Here is a 25,958-nt window from a genome sequence, read left to right as displayed (position 1 = left end):
CATGACCGACCATCCCCTGCTGCGCCACGCCTGGATCGCGGTCCTCGCGCTGGCGGTCCTCGCCCCCTCGCTGGTGTCGTCCTACGACCTGAACCTGCTCGGCCGCTTCCTCGCCATGGCCATCCTCGCCATCGGCATCGTGCTGATCTGGGGAGAGGGCGGCATCCTCACCCTCGGACAGGGCGTGTTCTTCGGCCTCGGCGGCTACTCGATCGCCATGTACCTGAAGCTCGCCTCGCTCGAGCCCGGCTACCTGCCCGACTTCATGGAATGGTCCGGCGTCATGTCGCTGCCCTGGTGGTGGGTGCCGTTCCAGTATCCGCTCTTCGCCGTGCTCGCCGTGGTGCTGGTCCCGGCGCTTTTCGCAGGCCTCTTCGCCTGGCTCGTGTTCCGCCGCCGCATCGCGGGCGTTTATTTCGCGCTGATCACCCAGGCCGTCGCCCTGACCTTCGCGACGCTGCTCACCAGCCAGCAGAGCACCACCGGCGGCTATAACGGGCTGACGGGCTTCACCACGCTCTTCGGCATGGAGCTCGGCACCGACGCGGCCAACCGCACGCTCTACTGGGTGACGCTCGGGCTGCTCGTCGCGGTCTTCGCCGGGAGCAAATGGCTGATCGGCTCGCGCTTCGGCACGCTCCTGCGCGCCACCCGCGACGGCGAGAACCGCGTCCGCTTCCTCGGCTACGATACCACCCCCTACAAGGTCGTGGCCTTCGCCCTCTCGGCGGTCTTCGCCTCGATCGGCGGCGCGTTCTTCACGCTGCATGCAGGCGTCGTCTCGCCGGCCTTCGTCGGCGTCGTCCCCTCGATCGAGATGATCGTCTGGGTCGCGGTCGGCGGCAGGAAAAGCCTCTGGGGCGCCGTGGCCGGCGCGCTGATCGTCAATTTCGCCAAGGACATCGTCTCCTCGGCCATGCCCGAAGCCTGGCTCTACGTGCTCGGCCTGGTCTTCATCCTGGTCGTCACCTTCCTGCCGAACGGCATCGCCGGCCTGGCCGAGGACCTGATGAAGCGCCGCCGCGAGCGTGCCGCCGCCACCGGAACCGCCCTGCTGGAGGAAGCGCAATGACCTTTCATTCCGAGATCAAGCCCGGCACGCCGCTGCTGCAAGTCACTGACATCACGGTCGATTTCGACGGGTTCAAGGCGATCGACGGCTTCTCGCTGACGCTCCGGCCCGGCGAGCTGCGCATCCTGATCGGCCCGAACGGCGCAGGCAAATCCACCTTCTGCGACACGGTGATCGGCCGGGTGCAGCCGGCTTCGGGCTCGGTGCGCTTCATGGGCCAGGAGATCACCGGCCGCCCCGAGCACGAGATCGTCCGCCGCGGCATCTGCCGCAAGTTCCAGACGCCGGGCGTGCTGCCGAGCCTGTCGGTGCGCGACAACCTCGCCGTCGCCGCCGCCAGGGACCGGCGCTGGTGGACCACCTTCAGCCATCGCCGCGCCGCGGAGGAGACCCGCCGGGTCGGGGAAATCCTCGAGACCGTCGGCCTCTCCGACCGGGCGGAGACCCTCGCCGCCGATCTGGCCCATGGCGAGAAGCAGTGGCTCGAAATCGGCATGGTGGTCGCCACCGACGCGCCGCTGATCCTCCTCGACGAGCCGACCGCCGGCATGGGGCCGAACGAGACCTCGAAGACCGCCAGGCTGATCAAGTCGCTGCTCGGCCGCCACGCGGTGCTGGTGATCGACCATGACATGGCCTTCGTCGAGGAGCTCGGCGGCACGGTCACGGTCCTGCACCAGGGCCGCTTCCTCAAACAGGGCACGGTCGACGAGATCCGCGCCGATCCCGAAGTCGCCGCCGTCTATCTCGGCCGGGCAAAGGAGTAACCCGATGGAATCCCTCCTGAACATGCAGGGCGTCACCGCCCATTACGGCCAGAGCCAAGTGCTTTGGGACATCGATCTCGACGTGGAAAAGGGCGGCGCGCTGGCGCTGATCGGCCGCAACGGGGTCGGCAAGACGACGCTGCTGAAGACCATCATGGGCGTGCAGAAGGCCAGCGCCGGGGCGATCCGGCTCGACGGGCAGGACGTCACGAAACAGGCCTCGCATGACCGTTCGCGCGCCGGGATCGGCTATGTCCCGCAGGGCCGCCATGTCTTCGCGCACCTGACCGCCGAGGAGAACCTGACGACCGGGCTCTCGGCGCTTTCGGGGCGCGGCAAGGGGCTGATCGCCAAGGGCATCCCGGACCACATCTTCGACCTCTTCCCGAAGCTCGCGCAGATCCGCCACCGCAAGGCCGGGGTGCTGTCGGGCGGCGAGCAGCAGCAGCTGGCCATCGGCCGGGCGCTTGCGGGGCAGCCGAAGCTCCTCTTGCTCGACGAGCCGACCGAGGGCATCCAGCCGAATGTCGTGCAGCAGATCGAGGACGCGCTGCGCCGGGTGCGGACCGAACTTGGCGTCACCATCGTGATCGTCGAGCAGTATCTCGACTTCGCCTGGTCCTTCGCCGACGAATACTGCGTGCTGATGCGCGGCCGCACCGTGCGCCGCGGCCGCACCGCCGAGGAAAGCACCGCCGAGGTCGCGCATCTGGTCAATGTCTGACCCCGGCAGGCCGGGCCCGGCCGATGCCGTTGTCGAACTCGCAGCCTGGCGGAGGACGGGCGGCGCATCGATGGCCGCCAAGGCAAATTTCCGGGGAGCGCCGGTCCGTCGGCATCCGCCTCGGGGGCAGGACGGGATCGGTGCCGCGACCGGGCGGCGCGTTGCCAGCTTGCCGAGGTTCCGGACAATCGCTGCGGGGATGGCTTCGTCTGCCGCGCCGGGCGGCCTCCGAGCCGGAACCGCCCGAAGCCGAGGCTCCGCACGAGGTGGACAAGCGAGGCCATGGCGGCCATCGGTCCGCGGGAATATCCGCACCATCTCGACCTTCTTCCGCCGCCCTTGGGCCGGGCCAGTGGCCCCGGAGGCCGTGCAGGGGCCGGCAAAATCCCGGACAATGTCGCATTTCCCGCGGGTGATGCTGCGCATGCCGGTGTCGGGGCAGCATTTCGCCCTGAACGCGCAGTCCCGGCAATCGCCGATGGCGGACCGGCAGTTCCGCGCTCCCATGCCCTTCTCCATCCTGGCCGGGCCGGAGACCTTGCGCCGGTCATGGCCAAGATCCTTTCCCGCCGGACAGAGGTCGCGGTGGCGCGCATCGTGCCAGGTGAAGACGGACCGCCCCCGGATGCCAACGGTCCGCGCGGACCAGTCCCTTCCGGCGAGTGCGGGAAATCGCCTGCCGGGCAGCGGCAGACCGGGAAGAAGGGACGGTTCTGCCGCTTCGGCACCAGCCTGGCGAGGTTGTCCCCGGCGCCATGGGCCGTGCCGGCCGCCAGCCCGCCGGGCCGCATGCCGAAGCGCGCCTCGTTGCGGCCGGTCATCCTGCGCGCCGGTACGCCTCGGCCTGCCGCACAGGCCGCGCCGCCTCCGCGTCCATGATGATCCCGTGGCCGATGCCTGTCAGGCAGCTGCCGGAACATGCAAGGAATGGATTCGCCGTCGCCGGTCGGACCCGGAGCGATGGCGCCGCAATGGGCGGCTCTCCCGGACCATTGGCTCATCCTTGCGGGCCGCCGCCCACTGGCTGGCAGGGCCGGCATGGACGGTGAATTCCGGCACCACCGGCGTCTCGGCGCCAAAGGCGCCCGTGCATTCCCTCGAACCGGCGGCGGTCATGCACGCGCCGTCGGGGGCTCGAGATGTTCCCGGACGGCGCGTGCCGCTTCCGCAGGGCCGGCCGCTGCCGCATCAGCTTTTCCGCTCTGCCGGAATTCAGCTTCAGGACGTCCGCATTGCCTCTCGGGACATCGCTCCGCAACGCCCTGCCCGCCGACGGATCAGTTCGGCATGGACCGCGAAACCGTTGCCGCAGGCCAGCCCCGCGGCCACTGCGCCGACGGAGCGGCGCGGCGCGCCGCTTTCCCGGAACGCCCCGTGGCGCAGCCTCGAGAACGAGGAGCGGTCCGGCACCTTGTCCACGGGAGCGAGGCGGCGGAACCGGGGACAGGCGTGGGTGAGACGGACCTCCCGGCAAAGGCGGCGGCCGGAGCGCAGGCCCATGGCGCCGCCGATGATCCGCATCCGCAGAATGAGATCCGGGACCGCCCGGCATGGCTGCAGACGCCGCGGAGGTCCCCGCGCAGGCCGCCCAGACCGGCGAACCGGACGATGGCGCGCAGCAGGCGGCTCCCGTGGATATGGGCCTCGAGATCGAACTCGAGGAACGGCCGCGCGCGAGCCTTCCGCGTCCCGGGCATCCCGAGCCCTGCAATGTGATGGAACCGGAAGGCCTTGCGGCAAGCAAGCATTGCGTTTTCCGGGAGCATCAGCCCAGCTCGGCCAGGATCTGCACCGCCATCGCCGCCGCGGTGGCGCGGTTCTCCGCCCCGAGCTTGGAATAGATCTGCAGCAGGTGCTTCTTCACCGTGGCGGCGGAATTCCCGAGGATGTCGGCAATGTCCTGGTTCGACTTGCCCGCCGCCAGCCACAGCAGCACCTCGGCCTCGCGCGCGGTCAGCCCGAACCGGTCCTTCAGAACTGCCTCGCGCGCGCCCGGACGGCTTTCCGTCACGCGGTAGAGCGATTCCCCCGCACGGACCGGCGCGAGGTACTGGAAGTCGAGCTGCCGGTCGCCGAGGCTCAGCCGCGACCGACTGTCCGCCGTGCCGCGCATCGACAGCAGGCGCCCGGCCAGCGCGTCGCTGAGGATCAGCCGCCCGTCCTCGAAGAGATCGGCCAGGATCTCCTCGGCACGCGGGGTCGACCAGAGAAGCCGCCCGCCATCGTCGAGCGCCAGCAGGCTCCGCCCGGCGGCGTCGAGCGCGGCACGGGCGCCCTGGGTCGCACGCGCATTGGCCAGGTGGACGCGGATCCGGGCGATCATCTCGTCAAGCACGACCGGCTTCGTCACGTAATCGACCCCGCCCGCGGCGAGTCCCTTCACCACATGCTGGGTCTCGGCCAGCCCGGTCATGAAGATCACCGGGATATGCTCGCGCCCGGGCATCTGCTTGATCGCGCGGGTCGTCTCGAACCCGTCGAGCCCGGGCATCTGCGCATCCATCAGGATGACATGCGGCTCCACCTTCGCCAGCAGGTCGAGCGCCCCCTGCCCGCTGATCGCCACCAGCGCCGTCATGCCCTCGCGCTCCAGAGTGTCGGTCAGCAGCTCCAGCGTCCCGGGCTGGTCGTCCACGATCAGGACCGTGTCGCCGAGATCGGTCATGGCGCCTCCTCCAGCTCGGCGGCGATGCCCGCAAGGTCGAACCGCGCCGCCATCTCCCGCCAGCGCGCCAGATCCGCCGGATCGGCGCCCTCGCCCTCGAGCCGCTCGAGCGCGTCCTGCACGCCGCGCCGGTGGCCGAGGAGACGACCCGGCTGCGTCCTGCCGGAGCCGGACCCGCTTGCGCCAACCGGCACCTGAAGTGCCGGGGCGGAAGGGATTGCCCGGTCCGGCCGGCTCGGGCCTAGGCCAGCGCCGCCAGGCGGGAGAGCGCGTCGCGCAGCTTGCCCGCCTCTTCGGCGATCTGGGCGGCGCGTTCGCGGGTTTCCTCGACCACGTCCTCGGGGGCGGAGGCGACGAAATTCGGGTTCTTCAGGCGGCCCGAAACTCCCTTCTCCTCCTTCTCGAGCTTGGCCAGCGACTTGGCCAGGCGCTCCTGCTCCTCGGCGATGTCGATGTAACCGGCCAGCGGCAGGCCGAAGAGCCCGCCCTCGACCGGCAGCGTCACCGCGCCCTTCGGCAGTTCCGCCACCTCGGAGAGGCTCTCGACCCGGCCGAGGCGCTGGATCAGCACCTCGTTGCGGGCCCAGGCCGCCTTGCCTGCGGCGTCGAGCTCGATCTGCAGCAGCGGCATCTTCAGCCCCACCGGCACGTGCATCTGCGCGCGCACCGAGCGGATCTCCTCGATCAGGCCGATCACCCAGCCCATCTCGCGGTCTGCTTCGGGCGAAGCCAGCCCGGCCGCCGTGTAGGCCGGCCAGTCGGCATGGACCAGCATGCCGTCCCGCTTGGCGGTCTTCTCCCAGAGCTCTTCGGTGATGAAGGGCATGAAGGGATGCAGCAGGATCATGCACTGGTCGAGCACCCAGCCCATGGTCTGGCGGGTCTCGGCGATGACGGCGGCATCCTCGCTGGAGAACAGCGGCTTGGCGAATTCGACGTACCAGTCGCAGACCTTGCCCCAGACGAAGGCATAGAGCGCGTTGGCGGCGTCGTTGAAGCGGAAGCCCTTCAGCGCGGCATCGACCTCTTCGCGGACCCGGGCGGTTTCGCCCAGGATCCAGGCATTGGCCGTCGCCTGCGGCGCGCCATGGCCCTTGGCCGGGTCGTAATGCGCGTAGACTTCGTTCATCTCGGCGAAGCGGGTGGCGTTCCAGAGCTTGGTGCCGAAGTTCCGGTAGCCCGCGATCCGCTGCGTGGACAGCTTCAGGTCGCGGCCCATCGCGGCCATGGCCGAGAGGGTGAAGCGCACCGCGTCGGCGCCGTATTCGTCGATCAGGTCGAGCGGGTCGAGCACGTTGCCGAGGGATTTCGACATCTTCTTGCCCTTCTCGTCGCGGACGAGGGCATGGACATAGACGGTGTCGAAGGGCTGCTGGCCGACCACGGCATATTGCATCATCATCATCCGGGCGACCCAGAAGAAGATGATGTCAAAGCCGGTGACCAGCACGTTCGTCGGGAAGTACTTGGCCAGTTCCGGGGTCTCATCCGGCCAGCCCAGCGTGCCGATCGGCCAGAGGCCGGAGGAGAACCAGGTGTCCAGCACGTCGGGATCGCGCACCAGCGGGATGGTGCCGTTCTCGTCGAACTGGCCGCGCTCCATCGCGGTGACGGCCGAGCGCAGCGGGTCGAGATTGCCGTCGGCGGCGCGCCCGGGGTCGCGGCTGAAGCTCTTCAGCACCTGCACCTTGTCGAGCGCCTCGCCGTAGAACTCGGCTGCCTTGGCGCGGGCTTCGTCATCATCCTTGGCGACAAAGCGGACCAGCCCGCCCGGCTCGAAATTCAGCGTTTCGACGCCGTCGATCGTCTCGATCCGCGGACCGTACCAGACCGGGATCTGGTGGCCCCACCAGAGCTGGCGCGAGATGCACCAGGGTTCGATGTTTTCCAGCCAGTGGAAATAGACCTTCTCGTCGCGCTCGGGCAGGATCCTGGTGGTGCCGTTGCGCACCGCCTCCAGTGCCGGGCCGACGATCTTGGCGGCGTCGACGAACCACTGGTCGGTCAGCATCGGCTCGATCACCACCTTCGAGCGGTCGCCGAAGGGCTGCGTGATCAGCTTCGACTCCACCAGCGGCACCAGCTCCTGCTCTTCGGAGCGGTCCTCGCCGCCTTCTTCCGGCGCGAGCGGCTTCTTCTTCGCTGCCTTGCCGAGGCGCGGGTCGGTCTTGACGGTCATCACCGCCAGGCCTTCGGCGGTGATCTGCTCGACCACGGCCTTGCGGGCGTCCATCCGGTCGAGGCCGCGCAGCGCGTCGGGCACCAGGTTCAGCGCGTCGACCTCGGATTCCGAAGCTTCCTTGCCGGCGGTGATCGCCTGGGCGGCCTTCGCGGCATCCGCATAGGGGGCGCCGTCGGCGCGCATCCGGCCCTTGGTGTCCATCAGGCGGTAGAGCGGGATGCCGCCGCGCTTGGCGACCTGGTAGTCGTTGAAGTCATGCGCGCCGGTGATCTTCACCGCGCCCGAGCCGAAGGCGGGATCGGGGTATTCGTCGGTGATGATCGGGATCAGGCGGCGGTGCTCCTTCGGACCCACGGGGATCTCGCAGAGCTTGCCGACGATCGGCGCATAGCGCTCGTCCGAGGGGTGCACGGCCACGGCGCCGTCGCCCAGCATGGTCTCGGGGCGGGTGGTGGCGATCGAGATGTAGTCGCGCTCCTCGCGGAACACGACATTGCCGTCCTCGTCCTTCTCGACGTATTCGTAGGTGACGCCGTCGGCCAGCGGGTACTTGAAGTGCCACATGTGGCCCTGGACCTCGACATTCTCGACCTCGAGGTCGGAGATCGCGGTCTCGAAATGGGGGTCCCAGTTCACCAGCCGCTTGCCGCGGTAGATGCAGCCCTTCTCGTGCAGGTCGACGAAGACCTTGATCACGGCGTCATGGAAGTTCGGCGCGCCCTTGCCGGCCTCGGGGTCGCCCTCGGCGCCGCCCATGGTGAAGGCCTCGCGCGACCAGTCGCAGGAGGCGCCGAGGCGCTTCAGCTGGCCGATGATCGTGCCGCGGGATTTGACCTTCTGCTGCCAGACGCGCTCCAGGAACTTGTCGCGGCCCATCTCGGTGCGGGTGGGCTCGCCATTGGCGGCCATCTCGCGTTCCGTCACCATCTGGGTGGCGATGCCGGCATGGTCGGTCCCGGGCTGCCACAGCGTGTCATGCCCCTGCATCCGGTGCCAGCGCACCAGCACGTCCTGCAGCGTGTTGTTGAAGGCATGTCCCATATGCAGGCTGCCCGTCACGTTGGGCGGCGGGATCATGATGCAGAAGGTCTCGGCCCCGGGCTTGGCATTGGCCCCGGCCTTGAAGCTTTCGGCGTCTTCCCAGGCCTTGTAGATGCGGGCCTCGGCCTCGGCGGCGTCGAATTTCTTGTCCATCGTCATCGGATCGGTCCTCAACAGTCGAGGGGCGGTGTAGCGGAGGGGAACGCGGAGGGAAAGAGCGCGCGGCCCGCTCCGGGGCGGTGCGGGGCCCGTCCATCACAAAATGATTGCATTTGTCCTGTCCGGGGGGCGGCGGGCCGGGCCCCGTGCGGAGATTGCGGCCGGGGAGGCGGCCAGAGCGACGGGTCCCCGGGCCGGCGGATCGCGCCCGCCGGCGCGGCCTCCTACACCAAGCAATGGCACACGATCAGGCCTGGGCCCCGGGATGGTTGCCCCGGTCCTTGATCAATGGCAGAGGCAACGCAGCCAAGCTGCGGACAGGGACGTGGGTGGCAGCGGCCGTGTTGCCCTCACGGGCCTCGCAGATCGCCAGATTCCTTCCGTCGAGACCGCAGTGGAGGGGATCACGCGGCATCCGGTCCGCAATTGCGCGGATCCGAAGGCGCCGGCCATGATGCGATCCCGGAAGTGGGACAGGATCCCAAGCCTTTTCGCAGCCTGTGGCTGCAGGCAAAGCTTCGGGAACTAGGAAAACCGGGACAGACGCCGGAGGCTTCCCTGCGCAGGGCCTTTTGTCCTCACGCGGGCGCCTCAGGCAGGCAACGCGCACGCGTGGTTCGCGCTTCGCGGTCGGCTGGCCTGGCTCTTCGGAAAGCCTGTCCGGCCATGGCCCGGACCAGGTTATCCATCGACCGCGTCGGGACGCCGTGAACGCATGCCTCCCGGAGCACGCTTGTCCGCCATCGGTCCAAGGGCGATGGCGAGCGGACGGATGCTGTCCTGGCCCGGCCAGCCAGCGCGAGGCCCATCGCGAACGGCACCGCCACATGGGACACGAGCCACCGTCCGGCTTCGGCGATGTCTTCGGGCTCTGCGAGATCGGCGCCGGGGCGGCCGCCATGGCCGGCCGGACCAATGGCGCTCATATGGCAGCGCCGCGCCATGGTCTTCAACCGCTCCTGCGCGCCGGACAGCAAGCTCGGCTGCCTGCGCCGGAGGGGGGAAGCGGCCGCCATGCCCGAGACCGTGACGCACCACCATGGATGCGCCAATGGGCGCGCCACCTGTCCGAGCGGCATTGGCGCATGCTGACACGGGGAGGACGCGCGGCGAAGCAGGTCCGGCCGTCGTGGTCCATGACCTGACGACCGCCCGGATCCATGGCGGGGCGAGGCTGGAGGCCGACCTGCGCGGCTTCGGGATGAACGGGGCATTGCCCGGCTGCTCGTGCCTGGCGTGGTGCAGGCCGCGGAAGGGCGCCCGCTGCTGCACATGGTCCATCCCGGCAACGCGGCCGGGACGAAGGCGCTGCAGGGCATGCTGCTGGCGGGGCTGCAACGCGTGCGCGCGGCCTGCGGCGGGCTTGCGCTTCCCGCGGCACTTGCTGGCGCCCGGCACGCGCTTCGGCCAGAGGGCCGCTCCGCCGCGTTTCTTGCCTGGCCGCGCGGGCCGGTCCTGGTGTTCGCGGGCATGGTCTGCGTCACTTTTCTGGTCGAGGGCGCAATGCTCGACTGGGGCGGCTTGCTGCTCCTGGAGCGCGACCTTGCCTCGATGCAGACTGCGGGACTGGGCTTTGCCGCATTCTCGGTTGGCATGGTTGCGATGCGCCTGCTGGGGGACAGGGTGGTCGAGCGCCACGGGTCCGGGCCCGTGCTGATGCTCAGCGGCTGCCTGGCCGTGCTGGGCATTTTTGGGACACTGCTCCTGCCATGGACCGCGCCTGTGCTCGCCTGCTTCTGCCTGGTTGGTATCGGTGCCGCCAGCATCGCGCCGATCCTGTTCAGCGCCTGCGGGCGGCAGGAGGCAATGGCGATCGGACCCGCAGTCTCGATCGTTGCCTTTGCCGGCTATGGCGGGCATCTGGCCGGACCGGCTGTCGTGGGCTTCATCGCCGGGGCAAGCAGCGTGGCCTTTGCCCTGGCTGTCCTGGCCATCCTATTCCTGGCCATACCTGCGGCGGCAGGTCTGCTGGGCGGGGTCTGGCGCTGAGGTTGCGGAGCAGGGGGGCTGGCGCTCGTCCTTCCGCAGGGCAGTTCCTGCTTCAGGAACTGCCCTGCGGGCCGCGCGGCTCTCCGGCCGAGGCAGCTTCGGTCCTGTTCTGGCCGCGGCGGAACTCGTCGGGGGTCATGCCCCAGCGTGCCTTGAAAGCGCGGCAGAAATGGGCGCTGGCGCAGAAGCCGAGGTCGAAGGCCACTTCCGAGATCGAGCGCCGCGCCGCGCCGCCCACCGGCTGGAACAGGCGCTGCTCCAGATCGGCATCGCAGGTGCCCTCGGGCAGCGGCCAGGTCAGCCCCGCCCGGTCCGCCCGCTTGAGGTAGTCGGACACGGTCGACTGGCCGAGCCCGAGGCTCGACGCGATCTTCCGCGTCGACAGTCCCGCGGCCTTCAGCCGGAGGGCTTCTGAAATTTTGCGCATCGGCAATCGTCTCATCCTGGGGGTCCTCGCACGTCCTGTTGGACGGCAAGGCTACCCCGCCACACGATCGCCCAGCGGCGTCTCGGAGCTGGCCTACGTGCTCTGGGCGCAGGGCCTGCCGCTCTCAGGATGTGCGGGCCATACAGGTCATCAATTCAGGCGGCTAATGTTTGCTGTAATCATAATACAGCTTACAGTATGAGCGTCGGTGTTGGGGGGGTGGCGTTCTATCCCGCCTTGCGACACCGTCGGTATCAAGCGCTGATCAGAGGGCCTGCAGCCAGGCCTCGATGTTCATCCGCTCATGGAAGACTTCGACCAGCTCGATGGCCGTCTCCGTCTCGCGGAGAATGAGATAGTGGCGCCCCTCGCGGACATAGCCCAGCCCGGGCGCCCTCCTCCCTTCGGACAGCAAGGCCGAACACGGTCTCGGATGCGGCGGCTGCCCGGCAGCCAGGGCGTCGAGCCGGGCGATGAGCTGGTTCGTGTAGCGTTCCGCCTGGGCGTCACCGTGTCGCCCGATCGTCCATTCGAGAATGTCCTGCAAGCTCGCGAGAGCCGCAGGCGCGTAGACGATGTCCTTCAATGGGCGGCCTTCTTGCCCCGTGCGGCGTCGAGGACGCCCGACAGCACCGTCTGCGGATCACCGCTGATGCCCTCGCCGCGGTCCAGCTGGTCCAGCGCCGTCCCGATCCTTGCAGCGATCTGGCCGATTTCCCGGCGCTCCTTTAACGATCGCAAGCCTGCCCGCATGACTTCGCTGGCATTGGCGAAGTCTCCGGACGCGACAAGTTCCTCGATGAATGCATCAAGTTCAGGCGTGAGAGCGACGTTGCGGGCATGGCTGGCTGGCATGGCCCCATCTCCTTCAAGGCTGACTTCCGGGACAATAGCAAAAGGTGGCCAACTTTGCCACCAGAAAGGATGCATCCCGCTTTGCTGCCGTTCGCCGGGCCTCTCCTGTCCGGCGGATGAGCGCAGTTTTCAGCCGGTGGCAAAACGGTCCAGCCAACCCCAAGGTCGAACGGCCGCTCCCCAGACCGGTCATTCAGAATCCGGCGTCGCCGCGCAGCGGCTTCCCCTGGAGCGGCCGCTCGGCCCGGCCCGCAGCATTCTCGGCGCGCTGGCCGACGGAGGTGCGCACCAAAGCGCGCGTTGGACTGCAATTTCTTAGCGGCAGAAACCGGGGGCAAAGCCGACCTCCGAGACGCTTGCAATAGATCGGAATTGGTTACACATTGGGAACCGCGCTCGCCGTGCATCTGCTGCCCGGCCAGACGCTCGATCCCGAACCCGCCTGGCAGGACTGGGCGCGCGAGGCAGGCAAGAGCGGGCGCAAGGACGCGGTCTGCGATCTCGACGGCGCGCGGCTGGTGCGCAAGGTCCGCAGCGGCGTGACCTTCCTGCAGGCGCCGGATGCTGCCATCGCCTTCGGGCCGCTCGCCGCGAACGTGAGCACCGCGATCAACTTCATCAATACCCAGGTGCTCAGCGCCTGTCTGCGCGAGGGCTGGCAGCTCTGCCATGCCGCCGCCGTTACCGACGGCACGCGCGGGCTGGCGATCTCCGGTCTCTCGGGCGGCGGCAAGTCGACCTCGGTGCTCAGGATGATGGACCTGCCCGGCACCCGCTTCGTCTCGAACGACCGTCTGCTGGTCCGGGGCGGCACCCCGGCGGCGGCGCTCGGCATCCCCAAGCATCCACGGATCAATCCCGGCACCATCCTCGGCAATCCGCGCCTCGCGCCGATGCTCTCAGACGCCCGCCGCGCCGAGCTTCTCGCCCTGCCCGAGGATGATCTCTGGGCGCTCGAGGACAAGCACGACCTGATCATCGGCGAGGTCTACGGCCCCGGCCGCGTGCAATACGCCGCGCCGCTGACCGAATTCTGGGTACTGAACTGGACCCGCGGCAGCGAGGCGCCCACGGCCCTGGCCGAGGTCGACCTGGCCACCCGCCCCGACCTGCTCGGCGCGATCATGAAGAGCCCCGGCCCGTTCCACCAGCATGCCGACGGCCGGTTCGAGCCGAACGGCGCCGCCCCGGTCCCCGGCCCGTTCCTCGCGATCAGCGCCGCCGCCGCGGCCTTGCCCGCGTCGAGCACCAGCGTCAGGAAGGCGGCGAGCTTGTTGCCGGTGCGCAGCACGTTGGTCGCGCCGATATTGCCCGAGCCGATCTTGCGCAGGTCGCCGAGCCCGAAGAGCCGCGCCATGACGATGCCGAATGGCACCGCGCCCAGCAGGTAGCCGCCGATTGCGGCGGCCAGCAGCCCGGGCAGGGGCGTCGCGAGTTCGGGGATCATCGTGCGAAGACCCGGCTGCCGCCGACCCAGGTGCCGAGCACCCGGCCCTGCATCCGCTGTCCGTCGAAGGGCGTGTTCTTCGACTTCGACTGCAGCGTCTCGCGGTCGAGCACATAGGGCGTGTCCGGATCGAACAGCACCAGATCGGCAGGCGCGCCGGTCTCCAGCCGCCCGCCGGAGAGCCCCAGCCGCCGCGCCGGGTTCAGCGACAGCGCCGCGAAGAGCTTCGGCAGGGTGATGTGGCCCGCATGCCAGAGCCGGAGCGCCGCGGGCAGCAGCGTCTCGAGGCCGACCGCGCCCGAGGCGGCAGCCTCGAAGGGCAGGCGCTTGCTTTCCTCGTCCTGCGGCGTGTGCATCGAGCAGATCACGTCGATCTGCCCGGCGACGACCGCCTCGACCATCGCCAGCCGGTCTTCCTCGGCCCTGAGCGGCGGCTTGACCTTGAAGAAGGTGCGGTAGCCCGAGATGTCGAACTCGTTCAGCGTCAGGTGGTGGATCGAGACGCCCGCAGTGATGTCGAGCCCGGCCTCGCGGCCGCGCGCCAGCACCGGCAGCGCCGCGCGGGTGGTGATCTGGTCGATGTGATAGGCGGCGCGAGTCATCTCGATGAGCGCCAGGTCGCGCTCCAGTCCCATCCGCTCGGCCATCGGCGAGACCGCCGGGATGCCGTAGAGCGAGGAGAACTTGCCCGAGGTCGCCGCCGCGCCGCGGCTCAGCACCGGTTCCTGGACATGGCCCATGACCAGCGCGCCGAGGCTTTTCGCATAGGTCAGCGCCCGCGAGAACACCTTGGTGTCGGTGACCACGTGATCGCCGTCGGAGAAGGCGACGGCGCCGGCATCCGACAGGAAGCCGATCTCGGTCATCTCGCGGCCTTCGCGGCCCTTGGTCAGCGCGGCCATCGGCGCGATCCGGACCGGCGAGACCTCCTCGGCGCGGCGGAGCGCGAAGCTCAGCACTTCGGGCGTGTCGATCGCCGGGTCGGTATCGGCGCGGGTGACCATGGTGGTGACGCCGCCCGCAGCCGCGGCGAGGCCTGCGGAGCGGAAGCTCTCCTTGTGGCGCTCGCCCGGTTCGCCGACCTTCACGCCGATATCGACGATGCCAGCTTCAGCCCCTCGAGCCCGTAGGCGATGTTGCCGCGCAGCGTCCGCCAGGGCATCAAGCGCCCGTCCTGGAACACGATCGAGCGGCGGCGGCGGTCCCCCGCTTCGGGCGTCGTCACCGTCACCCGGCCGCGCTCCGGCGTCACCAGCCCGCCGACCACGCGCAGGAGCGTCGACTTGCCGACGCCCGAACCGCCGACGATGGCGACGAATTCGCCCGGCTCCACGGTCAGATGGAAATCCTGCAGCACCGGATGCGGCGCGTCCGGATAGGCGAGCGTGATGCCCTCGGCCTCGATCACCGGCCGACCGGTCAGTTCGGACGCCATGACAGCAGCCTCCTTTCGATCCGGCCGAAGAGGCCGTCGCTCAGCGTGTAGACGGCGGAGATCGCCAGCATGTAGACCACCACGGCTTCGTAGGCCCCGACGCCGGCGGCCGCGTTCATCTCCTGCCCCATGCCGGGCACGCCGAGCAGTTCCGCGGCGATCAGCGTCATCCAGGCCTGGCCAACCCCGGTGCGCAGCCCCGCCAGCAACCCGGGCGCGGCAGCGGGCAGCGTAACCGAGCGGTGCAGCCGCAGATAGCCGTCCTGTCCGAAGGCGCGGGCCAGTTCGCGGAAGCGCGGATCGACGTTCTTCACCGCGGCATATGTGGCGAAGTAATTCACCCAGAACACGCCGATGGCGATGACGAAGGCGGCGCCTGCATGGCTGACCTTGAACCAGGCGATGGCGAAGACCACCCAAGCGAGCGGCGGGATCGGCCGCAGGATGCGCGCCAGCCAGGATTGCAGCCCCTCGAAAACCGCGTTGGTCGCGGCGGCGAACCCCACCGCCACGCCGAACAGGCTGCCGAGGCCGAGCCCCCAGACGTAATGCACGAGGCTCGATCCGACCGCCGGCAGCAGCCGGCCCGAGACCAGCTCGTCCTCGAAGGCGCCGGGGATCGCCATCGGGTCCGGCAGCGTGCCGCGAGGTGCCCAGCCGAACGTTCCCGCCGCCTTCCAGACGGCGAGAAACAGCAACAGCCCGGCAAGGCCCAGCAGCGCAGGGCGCGCACGCGTCAAACTCATGGTCAGTTCCCGGACGCGTCGCCGTAGAGGCCGAGATCGAAGAGCGCGTCGAGATCGACCGGCTGCTTCAGCGTGCCCTGGGCCTCCTGGAAGTCATGCATCGCCTTGGTGCCCGCGGTGATCCGGTTCGGGTCGGCGACGAAGCCGTCACGCGACCGTTCGATCGCCGCCTTGACGATCTCGGGGTCGAGCCGCCCGCCGCCGACATATTTGGCGACAGCCGCCGTCGCGGCCGCTGGATCGTCGCGCAGCATCTGCGTCGCGCGCTCATGCGCGGCGACGAGCGCCACGATGGCGTCGCGGTGATCGGCAATCGTGCCCTCGCGCACGGCCAGGACGGCTCCCGGCTGGTCGGGGAACAGCTCGCCGCCCTCAGGCCCCATCACCCATTTTCAGCCATAGCTCTCGCCGTCGGCACTCCCAGCACACCAAGCCAGCCCTTTTCTTGGTCATGGTCCGCTGGAATGGCTCAAAGCTTACCGCTGACGGCCGCGAGCCAAGCCGAATCGAGCGCTTTGTCGGACAGGCTAGTGACGATCTCGCGGTTGTCGTCGTGCAGTCGCTCGGACAGTTTGGCCAGTAGCGCCTGCTCCATCGCGTAGGCTTGCCGCGCAGTGTCCCACAAGTGATAGCGGAACGGCTTATATTCCAAGCCGCCGAGACCCGGCATCGCCGCGCGATTGAACTGCCGCGCCCGTTGCTTGAAGTCGAACGCCCACCCAATCTTGAAGGCGTTGGGCTGCCCGCCGACGATCCGCATAGCGTAGGTATAGGCCGGTGCTCGCCGCATGTGCATAACGCCCCTGCGCGTCGTCGTAGGCATCGGGGCAGTACGCTTGGCGGTGCCATGCCGCTTGGCAATGCGAGCCTGAGCCTGCGCGGTCGGCTGCAGAAGGGCCTCTTCTAGCCAGTCCAGCGACCGCACGCGAACGGTTTCATCGTCGTTCAGCAGCACTATACCTTGTGCCGAATCCATGGCGAACCGGCGGTTGCTTACTTGGTTCAGCTTTGGCCGCTGAGGCAATGACCAAGCGCGTAGGTTCATCAGCCCAACGGGCCATTTGTATTCGCCGTCTACGAAGTCGCCGGGCCTTGCCCGAACGTCGAAGTCCAAAGACATGACTGGCTCGCGCGACGGTTCCATCACCCCGAGCAGACGGCCCTTCATGTCATCGGGCGTCTGATCGCCTGTGGTTCCTACCAGCACCACCCGGTCTCCGTCCGCAAGTTGGCGCAGCGCATTGTCACGCCAGCCACTCGTGCTGAACTGCAGCGGCCCCACGGGCACGTCCCAGCCCCAAACCTTCGTCATGAAAAGCCGCATAGCCTACCCAATTTCACCATCGCCGCATGCCGTTTGTCCGCCTTCATATACCAGATGTCGTCTGGACACCCCATAACAACAGGCTCTTCCAACTTCAGGGTCGCTCTGCGCCTCTCGAAGTCCGGTGTTGCTGCGGCAGGTCGTGAGCGAACGGTCTGGAGTGAGCAGCATCGTTGCCCGGCTCGACGGCCTGTGGTTTTGGACTGCCGCTTCCTGCGCTCTTCGCCAGGAGGTGCGGCAACGATGAGCGGCCAGACTTGGTCGACGCGTCCAGGTCGGTGCCCACCAACCTCTGCCCGCCGTGACCGACCGCTTTCGCAGATCCACAGCTTGGGTTCCGCCGCGTCGTCGCAAGTCCGCTAATCGTGGTCGACCTCACTAGGTACTCCGACCTCGGTACCGCCGCGAGCGGCCGGAAAGGGCTGATTGTGTTGAAAAACTCGCGCACCCGTTCGTCGGCCCCAAGATCGAGGGAAAACATTCTAAAATTGGGAGAATCCGCTTCGCTGAGCGACTCCTTCAGCCATTCTGGAGAACAAGTTTCCGACTTCGTATGTTCTTTCAATCGGAGCCGGAGTTTTTCAACGGTATCGGCTGAGCGCGGGCGCTCAAGGCGCCAGGCGGGACCGGCTGATTCCGCCCTTCGGCCCGGCATGGTGACAGCCGATGAACCATCGGCGCCATCGCCAGGCTTCCGCGCTGCCGCAAGGCAGTTGAGAGCCCCATTGCCGCCGGTCAATTCGCCAGCTCTGTACTCCGTACCCTGTTGAAACCGGTCGTTCGCCGCTCACACCATCCATAGTTTCCCGCTCGGCGGACAAAGCGGGCTTTTTGCTGCGGCCAACTCAAATGGCTCATAGCAGCGCCAAACCGGCGGACATTTATCAAGCGGCACCTGACGATCGGTCAACGGGACGAAGTGAGCATTCGCTTCATATGTCCAATGTCAGCCTCTCGGAGCGGACGAAGACGGTCATTACCGCCGGTGACGGAAACGGGCGTTGTTGGACAAATCAGCTGATGACTGCACGCCGGGGATCATGGCGCGGGCGACGGCGGCGCCGCCCTTCACGCCGGCCTTCGCGACCGCATAGGTGCCCTTCGCGGCATAGCCGGTGACCGCCACGGCGCCATCGACGGTGTTGTCTGCCACCCGCTCGGCGGAGCAGCCCGAGACCAGCGCGGCCGCGCCGATCAGGGCGGCTGCGGCGAAGCTGCGGAATGCAAATTTTGCCATTGGTCTTTTCCTTTTCCGTCAAGGCGTTCCGGTGTCTTTCGCCGAAGGACCTTGCTGCGCGCCGCGGTCCCGCGGCGGCGCTGCCTTCGTCTCGGGTGGACATTTACGGTTTGTTAGTGAACAAGAAAAACGAATAAGAAACATGGATAATCCGAGAAACACTCATGGATATTGCCCTGATCCGCACCTTCCTGGAGGTCGCGGCGACCGGCTCCTTCGTGGCGGCGGCGGACCGGCTCTTCGTCACCCAGTCCGCGGTGTCGCTGCGCGTCCAGCGACTCGAGGACAGCCTCGGCCGTCCGCTGTTCCACCGCTCGAGAAACGGCGCCGAGCTGACCGTGGCAGGGCGTGAATTCGAGCGCTACGCCCTGTCGCTGATCCGCACCTGGGAGGAGGCGCGCCAGCAGGTGGCGCTGCCCGAGGGCTTCACCGAGAGCCTGCATGTCGGCGCGCAGTATTCGCTCTGGCCGCGCCTCGGCTTCCGCTGGATCGAGCGGCTGCACGCCGCGCGGCCGCAGCTGAACCTGCGCGCCGAGCTCGGCATGCCCGACCGTCTGACGCGCTTCCTGCAGGAGGGCACGGTGCAGGCGGCGCTGGTCTACACGCCGCAGCTGCGCCCGGGGCTCGAGGCCGAGCGGCTGATGGAGGAAGAGCTGGTGCTGGTCGCCGACTGGCCCGATCCGCAGGAGGTGGCGGGGCGCTACGTGTTCATCGATTGGGGGCCGGAATTCGTCCAGGCCCATGCGCTGCACCTGCCGGAGCTGACCAATCCCGGGCTGACGCTGGCGCTTGGCGCGATGGGGGCGGAGTTCATCCGGGGGCGGGGGCTGGCGGCCTATCTGCCCGCGCGCCACGTGGCGCGGTTCCTCGAGGCGGGCGAGCTGCATCTGGTGCCGGACGCGCCGACCTTTCCCTATCCGGTCTGGGCGGTCTGGCGCGAGGATCTCGACCCGGAGCTGCGCCGCGCCGCCGGAGAGGCCCTGCACGGCGTCGCGGCCGAAATGGAGGCCGCGCAGGAGGCGGTGATCGAGGAGCTCGACGACATCAGCCGCGCGGAACACGGCACGCTGGGCGCGGGCAGCGCGGCGGACGAGGTCTTCGAGGGCGGCTACGGCGCGGACCTGCTGGACGGGCGCGCGGGCTCGGACGGCTACCGCTTCGGCATCGAGGGCGGCGCCGACCGGATCGCGGAGACAGGCGAGGCGGGCGACACCGACCGGCTGATCCTGGGCGCGGGGCTGGCGGAGAAGGACGTCTCGCTGATCCGGCAGGGCGATGACCTGCTGGTCGAGCTGGGTCGAGTTCATGGATTACCGCTGCGGCTACTGCAAGAAGGCCTATGACGAGGTCAGCGAGCTGGTCGAGAGCGACGGCAACATCAAGTTCATCGTCAAGGAATTCCCGATCCTCGGCGAGCACGAGATCGCCGTCGGGATTGCCGCCGACCCAGCTGACGCCGTCCTCGAACAGCGCCGCCGCATTGTCGGAGACGAGGTCGTTGTCGGCCACGGCCTGGGCCTGGGCCTGGCGGCTTTCCAGCACGCCGATGGCTTCCATCAGCACTTCGGGGTTTTCCAGCAGGTAGTCGCGGATCTCGGCGCGGAACTGGCTGCGCTCGGCATCGGACATCCCGCCGATGTCGAAGGCCATTGCCGGGGCGGCGATGGCCGCGGCAAGGCCCAGGCCTGCCAGCATGCTGCGGATTGGGGTCATCGGGGGTCTCACCTCTTTTTCCGGGTCTCGCGTTCTGCGGAGTCGATGATGTCCTGCGCGCGCGCCCAGCCCGGCGAGCCGACGGGGAGGGCCCCGGCCGCCCGGCGCGCATGCAGGAGCGCATTGTCGTCCTGGCCTATTAGCGCGTATCGCTCGGCCGTGTGAAGGGAGGCCATCGCGGGTTCTCCGGCGCGGGCATAGGCCACGGCCAGGTCGCGCAGCAGCCGCTGGTCGCGGGAATCCGGAACAGCGCCTCGCCCTCCTGCATGGCGGCTTCGGCGCGTTCGAGCCGCGCCATCAGCGCCTGGCCCTCGCCGGTCAGCGCGCAGCCCTGCGGCCCCCTGAGCATCAGCGTCGCCTGCAGATCGCGCTCCAGATGGGTCAGCCGCCTGGACAGCGTCGCCTGGTTCACCCCCAGCCGCTTCGCCGCTCCCAGAAGCTGCCCCTCGCGCGCCACGGCAAGGAACATCCGCGCGTCATCCCAGTCCATCCCAGCCTCCATTATGCAAATATGCATAACCGTTTTCCGATCTTTGCCGTTCCTTTTGCGGAATTGCAAACGTAAGCCTTGCCCCAACCTCGATACCAAAGGGAGCGAGCCATGACCGAGATCGCGCATTACATCGACGGCGCCAAGACCGCCTCCACCTCCGGCAAGAGCCAGCCGGTCTTCAACCCGGCCACCGGCGAAGCGGCGAAGACCGTCGCGCTGGCCTCGGTCGAGGAAGTGAACGCCGCCGTCGCCTCCGCCAAGGCCGCCTGGCCGGCATGGTCGAAGACTCCGGCGCTGCGCCGCGCGCGCATCCTCGACAAGTTCAAGAACATCCTGTGGGACCGCGCCGACGAGCTGGCCCGCGCGATCTCCGACGAGCACGGCAAGACCCATGACGACGCGCTCGGCGAAGTCACCCGCGGCCTCGAAGTCGTCGAATTCGCCATCGGCGCGCCGAGCCACCTGAAGGGCGACTTCTCGGAGAATGTCGGCTCCGGCGTCGACAGCTACAACATCCGCCAGTCGCTGGGTGTCGTCGCGGGCATCACGCCGTTCAACTTCCCGGCCATGGTGCCGATGTGGATGTTCCCGGTGGCGCTGGCCTGCGGCAACACCTTCATCCTGAAGCCCTCCGAGCGCGACCCCTCCGCCTCGCTGCTGATCGCCTCCTGGCTGTCCGAAGCGGGCCTGCCGGACGGCGTGTTCAACGTGGTGCAGGGCGACAAGCTGGCAGTCGACACGCTGCTCGAGCATCCGGATGTCAAGGCGATCTCCTTCGTCGGCTCGACCCCGATCGCGCAGTACATCCATGCCAAGGGCTGTGCCGCGGGCAAGCGCGTCCAGGCTCTGGGCGGCGCCAAGAACCACGCGATCATCATGCCCGACGCGGATCTGGACATGGCGGTCAACGCGCTGATGGGCGCGGCCTTCGGTTCGGCCGGGGAACGCTGCATGGCGATCTCGGTCGCGGTGCCGGTGACCGACGCCGTTGCCGACGCGATGATCGAGAAGCTGATCCCGAAAATCGAGGCGCTGAAGATCGGTCCGGCGGCCGACAAGGACTCGGAAATGGGTCCGATCGTCACCGGGGCCGCGATGGAGCGGATCAAGGGCTATGTCGACAGCGCGGAAGCCGAAGGCGGCAAGATCGTCGTCGACGGGCGCGACTTCAAGCAGTCGAAGCAGGGCTACGAGAACGGCTTCTACGTGGGCGGCACGCTGATCGACAACGTGACCACCGACATGAAGGTCTGGAAGGAAGAGATCTTCGGCCCGGTCCTGTCGGTCGTGCGCCGCAACTCCTACCAGGAAGCCGTCGACCTGATCGGCCAGTGCGAATTCGCAAACGGCACCGCGATCTTCACCCGTGACGGCGACACCGCGCGCAGCTTCGCCCAGGACATCGAGGTCGGCATGATCGGCGTCAACGTCCCGATCCCGGTGCCGATGGCCTTCCACAGCTTCGGCGGCTGGAAAGCCTCGATCTTCGGCGACCACGCGATGCACGGCATGGAAGGCATCCGCTTCTACACCCGCATCAAGACCACGACGATGCGCTGGCCGACCGGCATCCGCACCGACGCGGAATTCACCATGCCGACGCTGGGCTGACCGCTCTCTCCCCGCCGGCGCGCGCCTCCTCCCCCCCAGCGCGCCGCGGACACTCCGGCGCCGTCCCTTGCGGGCGGCGCCTTTTTCATTCCGCCGCCGCCGCGACGCGGTGCCAGCCATCGGTGCCCTGCCGCCAGTCCGAGCGCGCCACCGGAGCGAAGCCGCCCTTCTGCGCCGCCCAGGTGGTGACCGACAGCAGATCGCCGTCATGGTCGAGCTGGTTGAAGGTGTTCGGCTCGTCATGGCGCAGCCGGGTCGACAGCACGGTGCCCGCCTGCACGAACAGCAGGTCCGGCACCGCGCGGAACGGCTCGGCCGAGGCCATGTGCAGATGCCCCGACAGCACCAGGTCGGCGCCGCAGGCCGAAAGCTCGGCCAGCGTCTCTTCGGCGCCGCGCATCAGCCGCTTTCCAGTTTCGGGACCGTGCTCCAGCGGGTGGTGCAGTACCGCGATGCGCAGCTTGTCCGCGTTATCCGCCAGCCGCGCCGAGAGCCGGCGCAGCCGCGTCTTGCCGATCCGCCCGCGCTGCCAGGAATAGCGGTTCACCGTGTTGACGCCGACCACCGCCAGCTCGTCATCGCGGAAGACCGGCTCCAGATCATTGCAGATATGGCGGCGGTAGCGGCCGAAGGGGCTGGCGAAGCGGACCCAGAGATTGTCGAGCGGCGTGTCGTGATTGCCCGGCACGACCAGCTGCGGCTTCGGCAGATGGTCGAGAAAGGCGGCGGCGGCCTTGAACTGGCCGACCCGCGCCCGCTGGGTCAGGTCGCCGGAAACCACCAGAAGGTCGGGGGCGAGAGCGTGGATCGCGTCGGAGAGCGGCTGCTCCAGCGTGGGGTCGACGCGGCCGTAATGCAGGTCGGAGATATGGACGATGCGCCTCACGCCGGGGCCTCCTGCGGCAGGCGGATGGTGAGCGGTTCCTCGGACATGCGGAACTCGAAGGGCGAGGGGGCGAGCCCCTTCTCGCCGTCATAGGCCAGCAGCGTCCGTTTCTTGGCGGCCCGCACGGTCAGGCTGCGTGCCGCGAGGAAGTCGTAGTCGCGGCCCTCCTCGGCGGTGTTGGTGCAGAGCCGGAAGGCGGTGCGGAACAGGTCGGCGCGGGTCTTGCCCCGGCCGATCAGCACGGCAAAGCGGTCCTCGCCGATTGCCTCGGCGCCCTTCAGCCCGAAGGTCTCCAGCTGGTAGGCCGAGCGCGACACGAAGAGGAGCGGCGTGCGCGCCTCGAACGTGTCGCCGTCGGCCTCGATCTGCAGCTGCATCGGCCGCTGGAACTTGAGGAAGGTCCGCGCCAGCGACCAATGCGCCATGATCCGGCGGCGGCCGTAGCGGGCATAGACGCTCTCGCGCTGTTTCAGCACCGCCGGGTAGATGCCGAGCGAGGCGTTGTTGAGGAAGACCGTGCCGTTGACCTGGCCCACCCGGATCGGATGGCTGCGGGCGTCGAGAATGCCCTGCGCCGCGACCGCCGGTTCCTCGTCCAGCCCGAGCCCGCGGGCGAAATAGTTGAAGGTTCCGAGGGGCAGCACCGCGAAGGCGGCGGGCTGGCCCAGCATCGCGCCCGCCACCGCCATGGCCGTGCCGTCGCCGCCCGCGGCCACCACCATGTCGGCGCCCTCGTCCAGCGCCCGGCCGACCACCTCGCCGACCGGCTTCTTCTTCTTCGGCGCCCATTGGTAGAGCCGGCAGCGGTCGCGGCCGAACACCTCGAGCGCGCGGTCGATCGCCTCGCGGTCGCGGGCATTGGTGCCGGATTTCCGGTTCATCACCACCGCGATCCGCTGCGGCTCCGCCGGGGCCAGCGGCATCGGGTCTTCCAGGGCCAGGGTCTGGTCGGTCATGGCACGCCTCGCAGGTTGCTCTCCGCCTTCCAACGTCCCAGCCCCGGCTTTCGTTTCCGCGCGCCCGCGATTTCGTGCCGGTCAGCCCTGCACCAGCGGCCGGTGGCGGTCGTAGATCCGCTGGATGAAGAGGCCGGTCGGGCGCTGGCGCAGCCGGACATAGACCTGCTGCATGTCCGCGGGACAGAGCGCCTGATCGGGCAGCATGCCGTGATAGCCCTGAGCCAGCACCATCGGCGCCAGCGAGGCCGCCACCGCCAGATCGGCGAAGGTCAGCCGCCCGCCCGCCAGATACTCGCGCCCGTCGGCCAGAAGCGCATCGAGCGCGTCGAACCCGGCCTCGATCTCCGCCAGAGAGGCGTCCGCGACCGACTGGTCGAGCTTCAGCCCCTTGTACATCAGCGTGCGGATCAAGCTGAAGCCCACGAGCAGGAAGGCATGTTCCCACCACGGCACCCCGGTGGTGATCGAGGGCCAGACCACGGACTTGTATTTCAGGAAGTTCCAGTAGGACCATTTCACCACCGCCCCGCCGGTCACCCAGCGGGCGTCGTGCTGCAGCTTGTCGACCTGTGCCCACAGCTCCGGCTCGGAGCCCTTGTCGGGAAGGAGCCTGAGCTCGGGCGGCGCTTCGGCATCGAACTTGGCGATCAGCTTCTCGATGGTCGGGGTCTTCTCCTTGCGATCCGGCGAGACCAGAAGCGGATAGTCGTCCTTGCCCATCCCCCACCATTTCAGCGCGAGCACGTGGAAGACCGGGGCATGCGGGCGCTCGACATAGGGGCGCTGGTAATGCGCCATCAGCCAGCGGCCGAGATCGACATCGGTGGAGGGCAGGAGCGTGACGAGAAGCGGGCTGGCCATCGCGGACCCTCAGACGTCGAAATCGAGATGGAAATGCTGCGGATGCGGCGTGCCGCCGCCATCCACCTGGCCCGCATCCCCCGGCGCGCGGCGCAGGTTCTTCTGCGCCAGCAGAGGCGTGAGGATCTCGGGGATCACCGCCGCATTGATCGCCGCGCCGAAACATTCATGCATGCCGTAGCCCCAGATGATGTAATCCTCCCACGGCCGGTCGGTGCGGAACTCGTTCGGCGCCGCGATCTCGTGCCGGTCGAACATCGCCGAGAGCGTCGCCGCAAAGACGATCTGGCCGCGCTTGATCCGGCATTGCCGCGCTGTGCCCCTGGCGACCCAGGCATCGCGGGTGGCGCGCCGGTAGACCACCGGGTTGTGCGGGTTGAAGCGCAGCGCCTCCCAGATGTGCTGCGCCACGGCGGCATGGTCGCCGCGCACCGCCGCCCGATGGGCGGAGGCCAGCGCCTCGGGCCGGTTCATCAGCTCGTCCATGGCCAGGCAGCAGGCCTTGGAGATCGTCGGGATCGCGCCGATCAGCAGCCCCAGCAGGTTGTTGCGGATGCCGAGGTCGCTCATCCCCGGCGTGCCAGCGGATTGCAGCGCCAGGCAGCGGTCGAGGATCACGTGGCCCCAGGGCTCGCCCGAGGCCTTGCGCGCCGCGATCGCCCCGTCGAGATAGTCCCGCAGCATCCCGGCATCCTTCATCGCCCGCGCATCCAGCGCCGGGTCGGCGGGCAGATCCTCGAACAGGTACCAGAACAGCGTGGTCGTCCAGCTTTCCATCAGCTCGCGCTGGCCGCCGACGCCGAAATAGTGCTCGGTCATGTCCCAGGGGATCATCAGCCCCAGATCGACGGGCAGGTCGATCCGCCCGCCCGACTCCGCGACGATCTCGGTCGCGAGCTTGCGCGCGCGCGGCGCGACGATGCCGAGCACGTCGGTGCGCTGCGCCGCCAGCCGCATCGCCGAGGTGTCGCGGGTGTAGTCCCAGCCGGGCTGCATCCCGAGGAAGAAGTTCTCGCCGCCGGTCAGCTTGCGCATCCGCGGGCCGTAGACCACCTCGAACTCCTCGTTGCGGTTCAGCACGTCGAGCACATCGCAGCGCCGCGTGACCACCGCCGTGCCGGTATTGCCGTAGCATTTCATCACCACCTTCGAGATGGCGATGTTCGGCAGGACGGCCCGCAGGACGCGGAACACCCGGATCTGGGTCGCTGGCGCGGTCAGGAAGCCGCCGAGCCCGGCCTTGCCCTCGCTGCCCAGCACCTTGGCGCCCCTGGCCGCCAGCCAGCCGATCGCGGCCAGCGCCTCGCCGAGGATCATCAGCCACAGGATCAGCGCGCAGAGGATGGCTTTCGCTCTCTGGTACAT

The 25,958-nt window shown here is 68.6% G+C and carries 23 protein-coding genes and 5 pseudogenes; 8 read left to right on the top strand and 20 right to left on the bottom strand.

What is annotated here, in order from left to right; translation table 11 throughout:
• The first annotated feature begins 1 nt into the window (after window position 1).
• Genes urtC through urtE form a run of 3 tightly spaced genes read left to right on the top strand, consistent with a single transcriptional unit; the run spans window position 2 to window position 2,563 of the window.
• The gene (gene urtC / locus C7T91_RS18685) at window positions 2–1,072 is read left to right on the top strand and encodes an urea ABC transporter permease subunit UrtC (RefSeq protein WP_108260545.1); all 1,071 of its coding nucleotides are present in this window, start codon (window positions 2–4) and stop codon (window positions 1,070–1,072) included.
• Entirely contained in the window at window positions 1,069–1,839 is a 771-nt protein-coding gene (gene urtD, locus C7T91_RS18680; protein ID WP_108260544.1) for an urea ABC transporter ATP-binding protein UrtD, read from the top strand. The genes urtC and urtD overlap by 4 nt, the downstream gene beginning before the upstream one ends.
• Window positions 1,840–1,843: 4 nt before the next feature.
• Entirely contained in the window at window positions 1,844–2,563 is a 720-nt protein-coding gene (gene urtE / locus C7T91_RS18675) for an urea ABC transporter ATP-binding subunit UrtE (RefSeq protein WP_108260543.1), read from the top strand.
• A 1,218-nt stretch (window positions 2,564–3,781) separates the two neighbouring features.
• On the opposite strand, the gene C7T91_RS39670 is transcribed toward urtE, so the two are convergent.
• The 4 genes from C7T91_RS39670 to C7T91_RS18660 form a co-directional block, all read right to left on the bottom strand.
• The gene (locus C7T91_RS39670) at window positions 3,782–4,303 is read right to left on the bottom strand and encodes a transposase (protein WP_407943308.1); all 522 of its coding nucleotides are present in this window, start codon (window positions 4,301–4,303) and stop codon (window positions 3,782–3,784) included.
• 25 nt (window positions 4,304–4,328) lie between these two features.
• Window positions 4,329–5,228, bottom strand: a complete 900-nt coding sequence (locus C7T91_RS18665; RefSeq protein ID WP_108260541.1) for a response regulator transcription factor — start codon at window positions 5,226–5,228, stop codon at window positions 4,329–4,331.
• Window positions 5,225–5,350 (bottom strand): hypothetical protein, encoded by a 126-nt coding sequence (locus tag C7T91_RS37975; RefSeq protein WP_269102168.1) that lies wholly within the window; start codon window positions 5,348–5,350, stop codon window positions 5,225–5,227. Before C7T91_RS37975 ends, C7T91_RS18665 begins: the two co-directional genes overlap by 4 nt.
• Before the next feature lie 119 nt (window positions 5,351–5,469).
• The gene (locus C7T91_RS18660; RefSeq protein WP_108260540.1) at window positions 5,470–8,610 is read right to left on the bottom strand and encodes a valine--tRNA ligase; all 3,141 of its coding nucleotides are present in this window, start codon (window positions 8,608–8,610) and stop codon (window positions 5,470–5,472) included.
• A 936-nt stretch (window positions 8,611–9,546) separates the two neighbouring features.
• Between C7T91_RS18660 and C7T91_RS40415 the strand changes: the two are divergent.
• Window positions 9,547–9,951 (top strand): annotated as a pseudogene (locus C7T91_RS40415) (IS1634 family transposase); the annotation flags it as partial.
• 700 nt (window positions 9,952–10,651) lie between these two features.
• Here C7T91_RS40415 and C7T91_RS38560 read toward each other — a convergent pair.
• From C7T91_RS38560 to C7T91_RS18640, 3 genes are all read right to left on the bottom strand, one after another.
• Window positions 10,652–11,026, bottom strand: a complete 375-nt coding sequence (locus C7T91_RS38560) for a helix-turn-helix domain-containing protein (RefSeq protein WP_201742141.1) — start codon at window positions 11,024–11,026, stop codon at window positions 10,652–10,654.
• 265 nt (window positions 11,027–11,291) lie between these two features.
• The gene (locus tag C7T91_RS18645; protein WP_108260538.1) at window positions 11,292–11,612 is read right to left on the bottom strand and encodes a type II toxin-antitoxin system RelE/ParE family toxin; all 321 of its coding nucleotides are present in this window, start codon (window positions 11,610–11,612) and stop codon (window positions 11,292–11,294) included.
• Entirely contained in the window at window positions 11,609–11,881 is a 273-nt protein-coding gene (locus tag C7T91_RS18640; RefSeq protein WP_108260537.1) for a type II toxin-antitoxin system ParD family antitoxin, read from the bottom strand. Before C7T91_RS18640 ends, C7T91_RS18645 begins: the two co-directional genes overlap by 4 nt.
• Before the next feature lie 401 nt (window positions 11,882–12,282).
• Here C7T91_RS18640 and C7T91_RS18635 point away from each other — a divergent pair.
• Window positions 12,283–13,032 (top strand): annotated as a pseudogene (locus C7T91_RS18635) (HprK-related kinase B); the annotation flags it as partial.
• A 29-nt stretch (window positions 13,033–13,061) separates the two neighbouring features.
• On the opposite strand, the pseudogene C7T91_RS18630 reads toward C7T91_RS18635, so the two are convergent.
• From C7T91_RS18630 to C7T91_RS18600, 7 genes and pseudogenes are all read right to left on the bottom strand, one after another.
• Window positions 13,062–13,325, bottom strand: a pseudogene (locus C7T91_RS18630) (glycerol-3-phosphate acyltransferase); the annotation flags it as partial.
• On the bottom strand, window positions 13,325–14,485 hold the full coding sequence (pyrC, locus tag C7T91_RS18625; RefSeq protein ID WP_108260536.1) for a dihydroorotase: 1,161 nt from the start codon (window positions 14,483–14,485) through the stop codon (window positions 13,325–13,327). The pseudogene C7T91_RS18630 and the gene pyrC, both read right to left, overlap by 1 nt.
• The gene (locus C7T91_RS18620) at window positions 14,413–14,763 is read right to left on the bottom strand and encodes an ATP-binding cassette domain-containing protein (RefSeq protein WP_108260535.1); all 351 of its coding nucleotides are present in this window, start codon (window positions 14,761–14,763) and stop codon (window positions 14,413–14,415) included. Before C7T91_RS18620 ends, pyrC begins: the two co-directional genes overlap by 73 nt.
• Window positions 14,748–15,509, bottom strand: a complete 762-nt coding sequence (locus C7T91_RS18615; protein ID WP_108260534.1) for an ABC transporter permease — start codon at window positions 15,507–15,509, stop codon at window positions 14,748–14,750. The genes C7T91_RS18620 and C7T91_RS18615 overlap by 16 nt, the downstream gene beginning before the upstream one ends.
• 2 nt (window positions 15,510–15,511) lie before the next feature.
• The gene (locus C7T91_RS18610) at window positions 15,512–15,892 is read right to left on the bottom strand and encodes an ABC transporter substrate-binding protein (protein WP_108260533.1); all 381 of its coding nucleotides are present in this window, start codon (window positions 15,890–15,892) and stop codon (window positions 15,512–15,514) included.
• An 86-nt stretch (window positions 15,893–15,978) separates the two neighbouring features.
• Complete coding sequence (locus C7T91_RS18605) at window positions 15,979–16,821, bottom strand: GIY-YIG nuclease family protein (protein ID WP_145962938.1); 843 nt, start codon at window positions 16,819–16,821, stop codon at window positions 15,979–15,981.
• Window positions 16,822–17,809: 988 nt separating this feature from the next.
• On the bottom strand, window positions 17,810–18,070 hold the full coding sequence (locus C7T91_RS18600; protein WP_108260531.1) for a hypothetical protein: 261 nt from the start codon (window positions 18,068–18,070) through the stop codon (window positions 17,810–17,812).
• A gap of 164 nt (window positions 18,071–18,234) precedes the next feature.
• Between C7T91_RS18600 and C7T91_RS18595 the strand changes: the two genes are divergently transcribed.
• Window positions 18,235–19,413 (top strand): LysR family transcriptional regulator, encoded by a 1,179-nt coding sequence (locus tag C7T91_RS18595; RefSeq protein ID WP_108260530.1) that lies wholly within the window; start codon window positions 18,235–18,237, stop codon window positions 19,411–19,413.
• A pseudogene (locus C7T91_RS18590) lies at window positions 19,367–19,495 on the top strand (DsbA family protein); the annotation flags it as partial. The gene C7T91_RS18595 and the pseudogene C7T91_RS18590, both read left to right, overlap by 47 nt.
• Before the next feature lie 138 nt (window positions 19,496–19,633).
• Here the strand turns inward: C7T91_RS18590 and C7T91_RS36145 are convergent.
• Window positions 19,634–19,699, bottom strand: a pseudogene (locus tag C7T91_RS36145) (hypothetical protein); the annotation flags it as partial.
• A 223-nt stretch (window positions 19,700–19,922) separates the two neighbouring features.
• Entirely contained in the window at window positions 19,923–20,273 is a 351-nt protein-coding gene (locus tag C7T91_RS18585) for a LysR family transcriptional regulator (RefSeq protein ID WP_108260529.1), read from the bottom strand.
• A gap of 111 nt (window positions 20,274–20,384) precedes the next feature.
• Here C7T91_RS18585 and C7T91_RS18580 point away from each other — a divergent pair, with 111 nt between their 5' ends.
• On the top strand, window positions 20,385–21,887 hold the full coding sequence (locus tag C7T91_RS18580) for a CoA-acylating methylmalonate-semialdehyde dehydrogenase (protein WP_108260528.1): 1,503 nt from the start codon (window positions 20,385–20,387) through the stop codon (window positions 21,885–21,887).
• An 85-nt stretch (window positions 21,888–21,972) separates the two neighbouring features.
• On the opposite strand, the gene C7T91_RS18575 is transcribed toward C7T91_RS18580, so the two are convergent.
• The 4 genes from C7T91_RS18575 to C7T91_RS18560 form a co-directional block, all read right to left on the bottom strand.
• Window positions 21,973–22,773, bottom strand: a complete 801-nt coding sequence (locus C7T91_RS18575) for a metallophosphoesterase family protein (RefSeq protein WP_108260527.1) — start codon at window positions 22,771–22,773, stop codon at window positions 21,973–21,975.
• Window positions 22,770–23,729, bottom strand: coding sequence for a diacylglycerol/lipid kinase family protein (locus tag C7T91_RS18570; RefSeq protein ID WP_236638321.1), 960 nt, complete (start codon window positions 23,727–23,729; stop codon window positions 22,770–22,772). The genes C7T91_RS18575 and C7T91_RS18570 overlap by 4 nt, the downstream gene beginning before the upstream one ends.
• A gap of 81 nt (window positions 23,730–23,810) precedes the next feature.
• Window positions 23,811–24,593, bottom strand: a complete 783-nt coding sequence (locus tag C7T91_RS18565; protein ID WP_108260526.1) for a glutathione S-transferase family protein — start codon at window positions 24,591–24,593, stop codon at window positions 23,811–23,813.
• Between the two features lie 9 nt (window positions 24,594–24,602).
• The gene (locus C7T91_RS18560; RefSeq protein ID WP_236638320.1) at window positions 24,603–25,958 is read right to left on the bottom strand and encodes a cytochrome P450; all 1,356 of its coding nucleotides are present in this window, start codon (window positions 25,956–25,958) and stop codon (window positions 24,603–24,605) included.

Origin of the sequence: Mangrovicoccus ximenensis, from assembly GCF_003056725.1 — a bacterium.
Lineage (GTDB): Bacteria > Pseudomonadota > Alphaproteobacteria > Rhodobacterales > Rhodobacteraceae > Mangrovicoccus > Mangrovicoccus ximenensis.
The sequence above is the reverse complement of the archived record's forward strand: the minus strand, read 5'-3'. Positions and strand labels throughout refer to the sequence as shown.

What these genes read in the sequence shown, in the direction of transcription:
- C7T91_RS18595 (WP_108260530.1), top strand. Translation starts at nt 18,235, where the DNA reads ATGGATATTGCCCTGATCCGCACCTTCCTGGAGGTCGCGGCGACCGGC.
- C7T91_RS18615 (WP_108260534.1), bottom strand. Translation starts at nt 15,509, where the DNA reads ATGAGTTTGACGCGTGCGCGCCCTGCGCTGCTGGGCCTTGCCGGGCTG.
- C7T91_RS18610 (WP_108260533.1), bottom strand. Translation starts at nt 15,892, where the DNA reads ATGGGGCCTGAGGGCGGCGAGCTGTTCCCCGACCAGCCGGGAGCCGTC.
- C7T91_RS18620 (WP_108260535.1), bottom strand. Translation starts at nt 14,763, where the DNA reads ATGGCGTCCGAACTGACCGGTCGGCCGGTGATCGAGGCCGAGGGCATC.
- C7T91_RS18660 (WP_108260540.1), bottom strand. Translation starts at nt 8,610, where the DNA reads ATGACGATGGACAAGAAATTCGACGCCGCCGAGGCCGAGGCCCGCATC.
- C7T91_RS18560 (WP_236638320.1), bottom strand. Translation starts at nt 25,958, where the DNA reads ATGTACCAGAGAGCGAAAGCCATCCTCTGCGCGCTGATCCTGTGGCTG.
- C7T91_RS18580 (WP_108260528.1), top strand. Translation starts at nt 20,385, where the DNA reads ATGACCGAGATCGCGCATTACATCGACGGCGCCAAGACCGCCTCCACC.
- C7T91_RS18570 (WP_236638321.1), bottom strand. Translation starts at nt 23,729, where the DNA reads ATGACCGACCAGACCCTGGCCCTGGAAGACCCGATGCCGCTGGCCCCG.
- C7T91_RS38560 (WP_201742141.1), bottom strand. Translation starts at nt 11,026, where the DNA reads ATGCGCAAAATTTCAGAAGCCCTCCGGCTGAAGGCCGCGGGACTGTCG.
- urtC (WP_108260545.1), top strand. Translation starts at nt 2, where the DNA reads ATGACCGACCATCCCCTGCTGCGCCACGCCTGGATCGCGGTCCTCGCG.
- C7T91_RS18600 (WP_108260531.1), bottom strand. Translation starts at nt 18,070, where the DNA reads ATGGCAAAATTTGCATTCCGCAGCTTCGCCGCAGCCGCCCTGATCGGC.
- C7T91_RS18640 (WP_108260537.1), bottom strand. Translation starts at nt 11,881, where the DNA reads ATGCCAGCCAGCCATGCCCGCAACGTCGCTCTCACGCCTGAACTTGAT.
- C7T91_RS18585 (WP_108260529.1), bottom strand. Translation starts at nt 20,273, where the DNA reads ATGGACTGGGATGACGCGCGGATGTTCCTTGCCGTGGCGCGCGAGGGG.
- urtD (WP_108260544.1), top strand. Translation starts at nt 1,069, where the DNA reads ATGACCTTTCATTCCGAGATCAAGCCCGGCACGCCGCTGCTGCAAGTC.
- urtE (WP_108260543.1), top strand. Translation starts at nt 1,844, where the DNA reads ATGGAATCCCTCCTGAACATGCAGGGCGTCACCGCCCATTACGGCCAG.
- C7T91_RS18565 (WP_108260526.1), bottom strand. Translation starts at nt 24,593, where the DNA reads ATGGCCAGCCCGCTTCTCGTCACGCTCCTGCCCTCCACCGATGTCGAT.
- C7T91_RS18665 (WP_108260541.1), bottom strand. Translation starts at nt 5,228, where the DNA reads ATGACCGATCTCGGCGACACGGTCCTGATCGTGGACGACCAGCCCGGG.
- C7T91_RS18605 (WP_145962938.1), bottom strand. Translation starts at nt 16,821, where the DNA reads ATGACGAAGGTTTGGGGCTGGGACGTGCCCGTGGGGCCGCTGCAGTTC.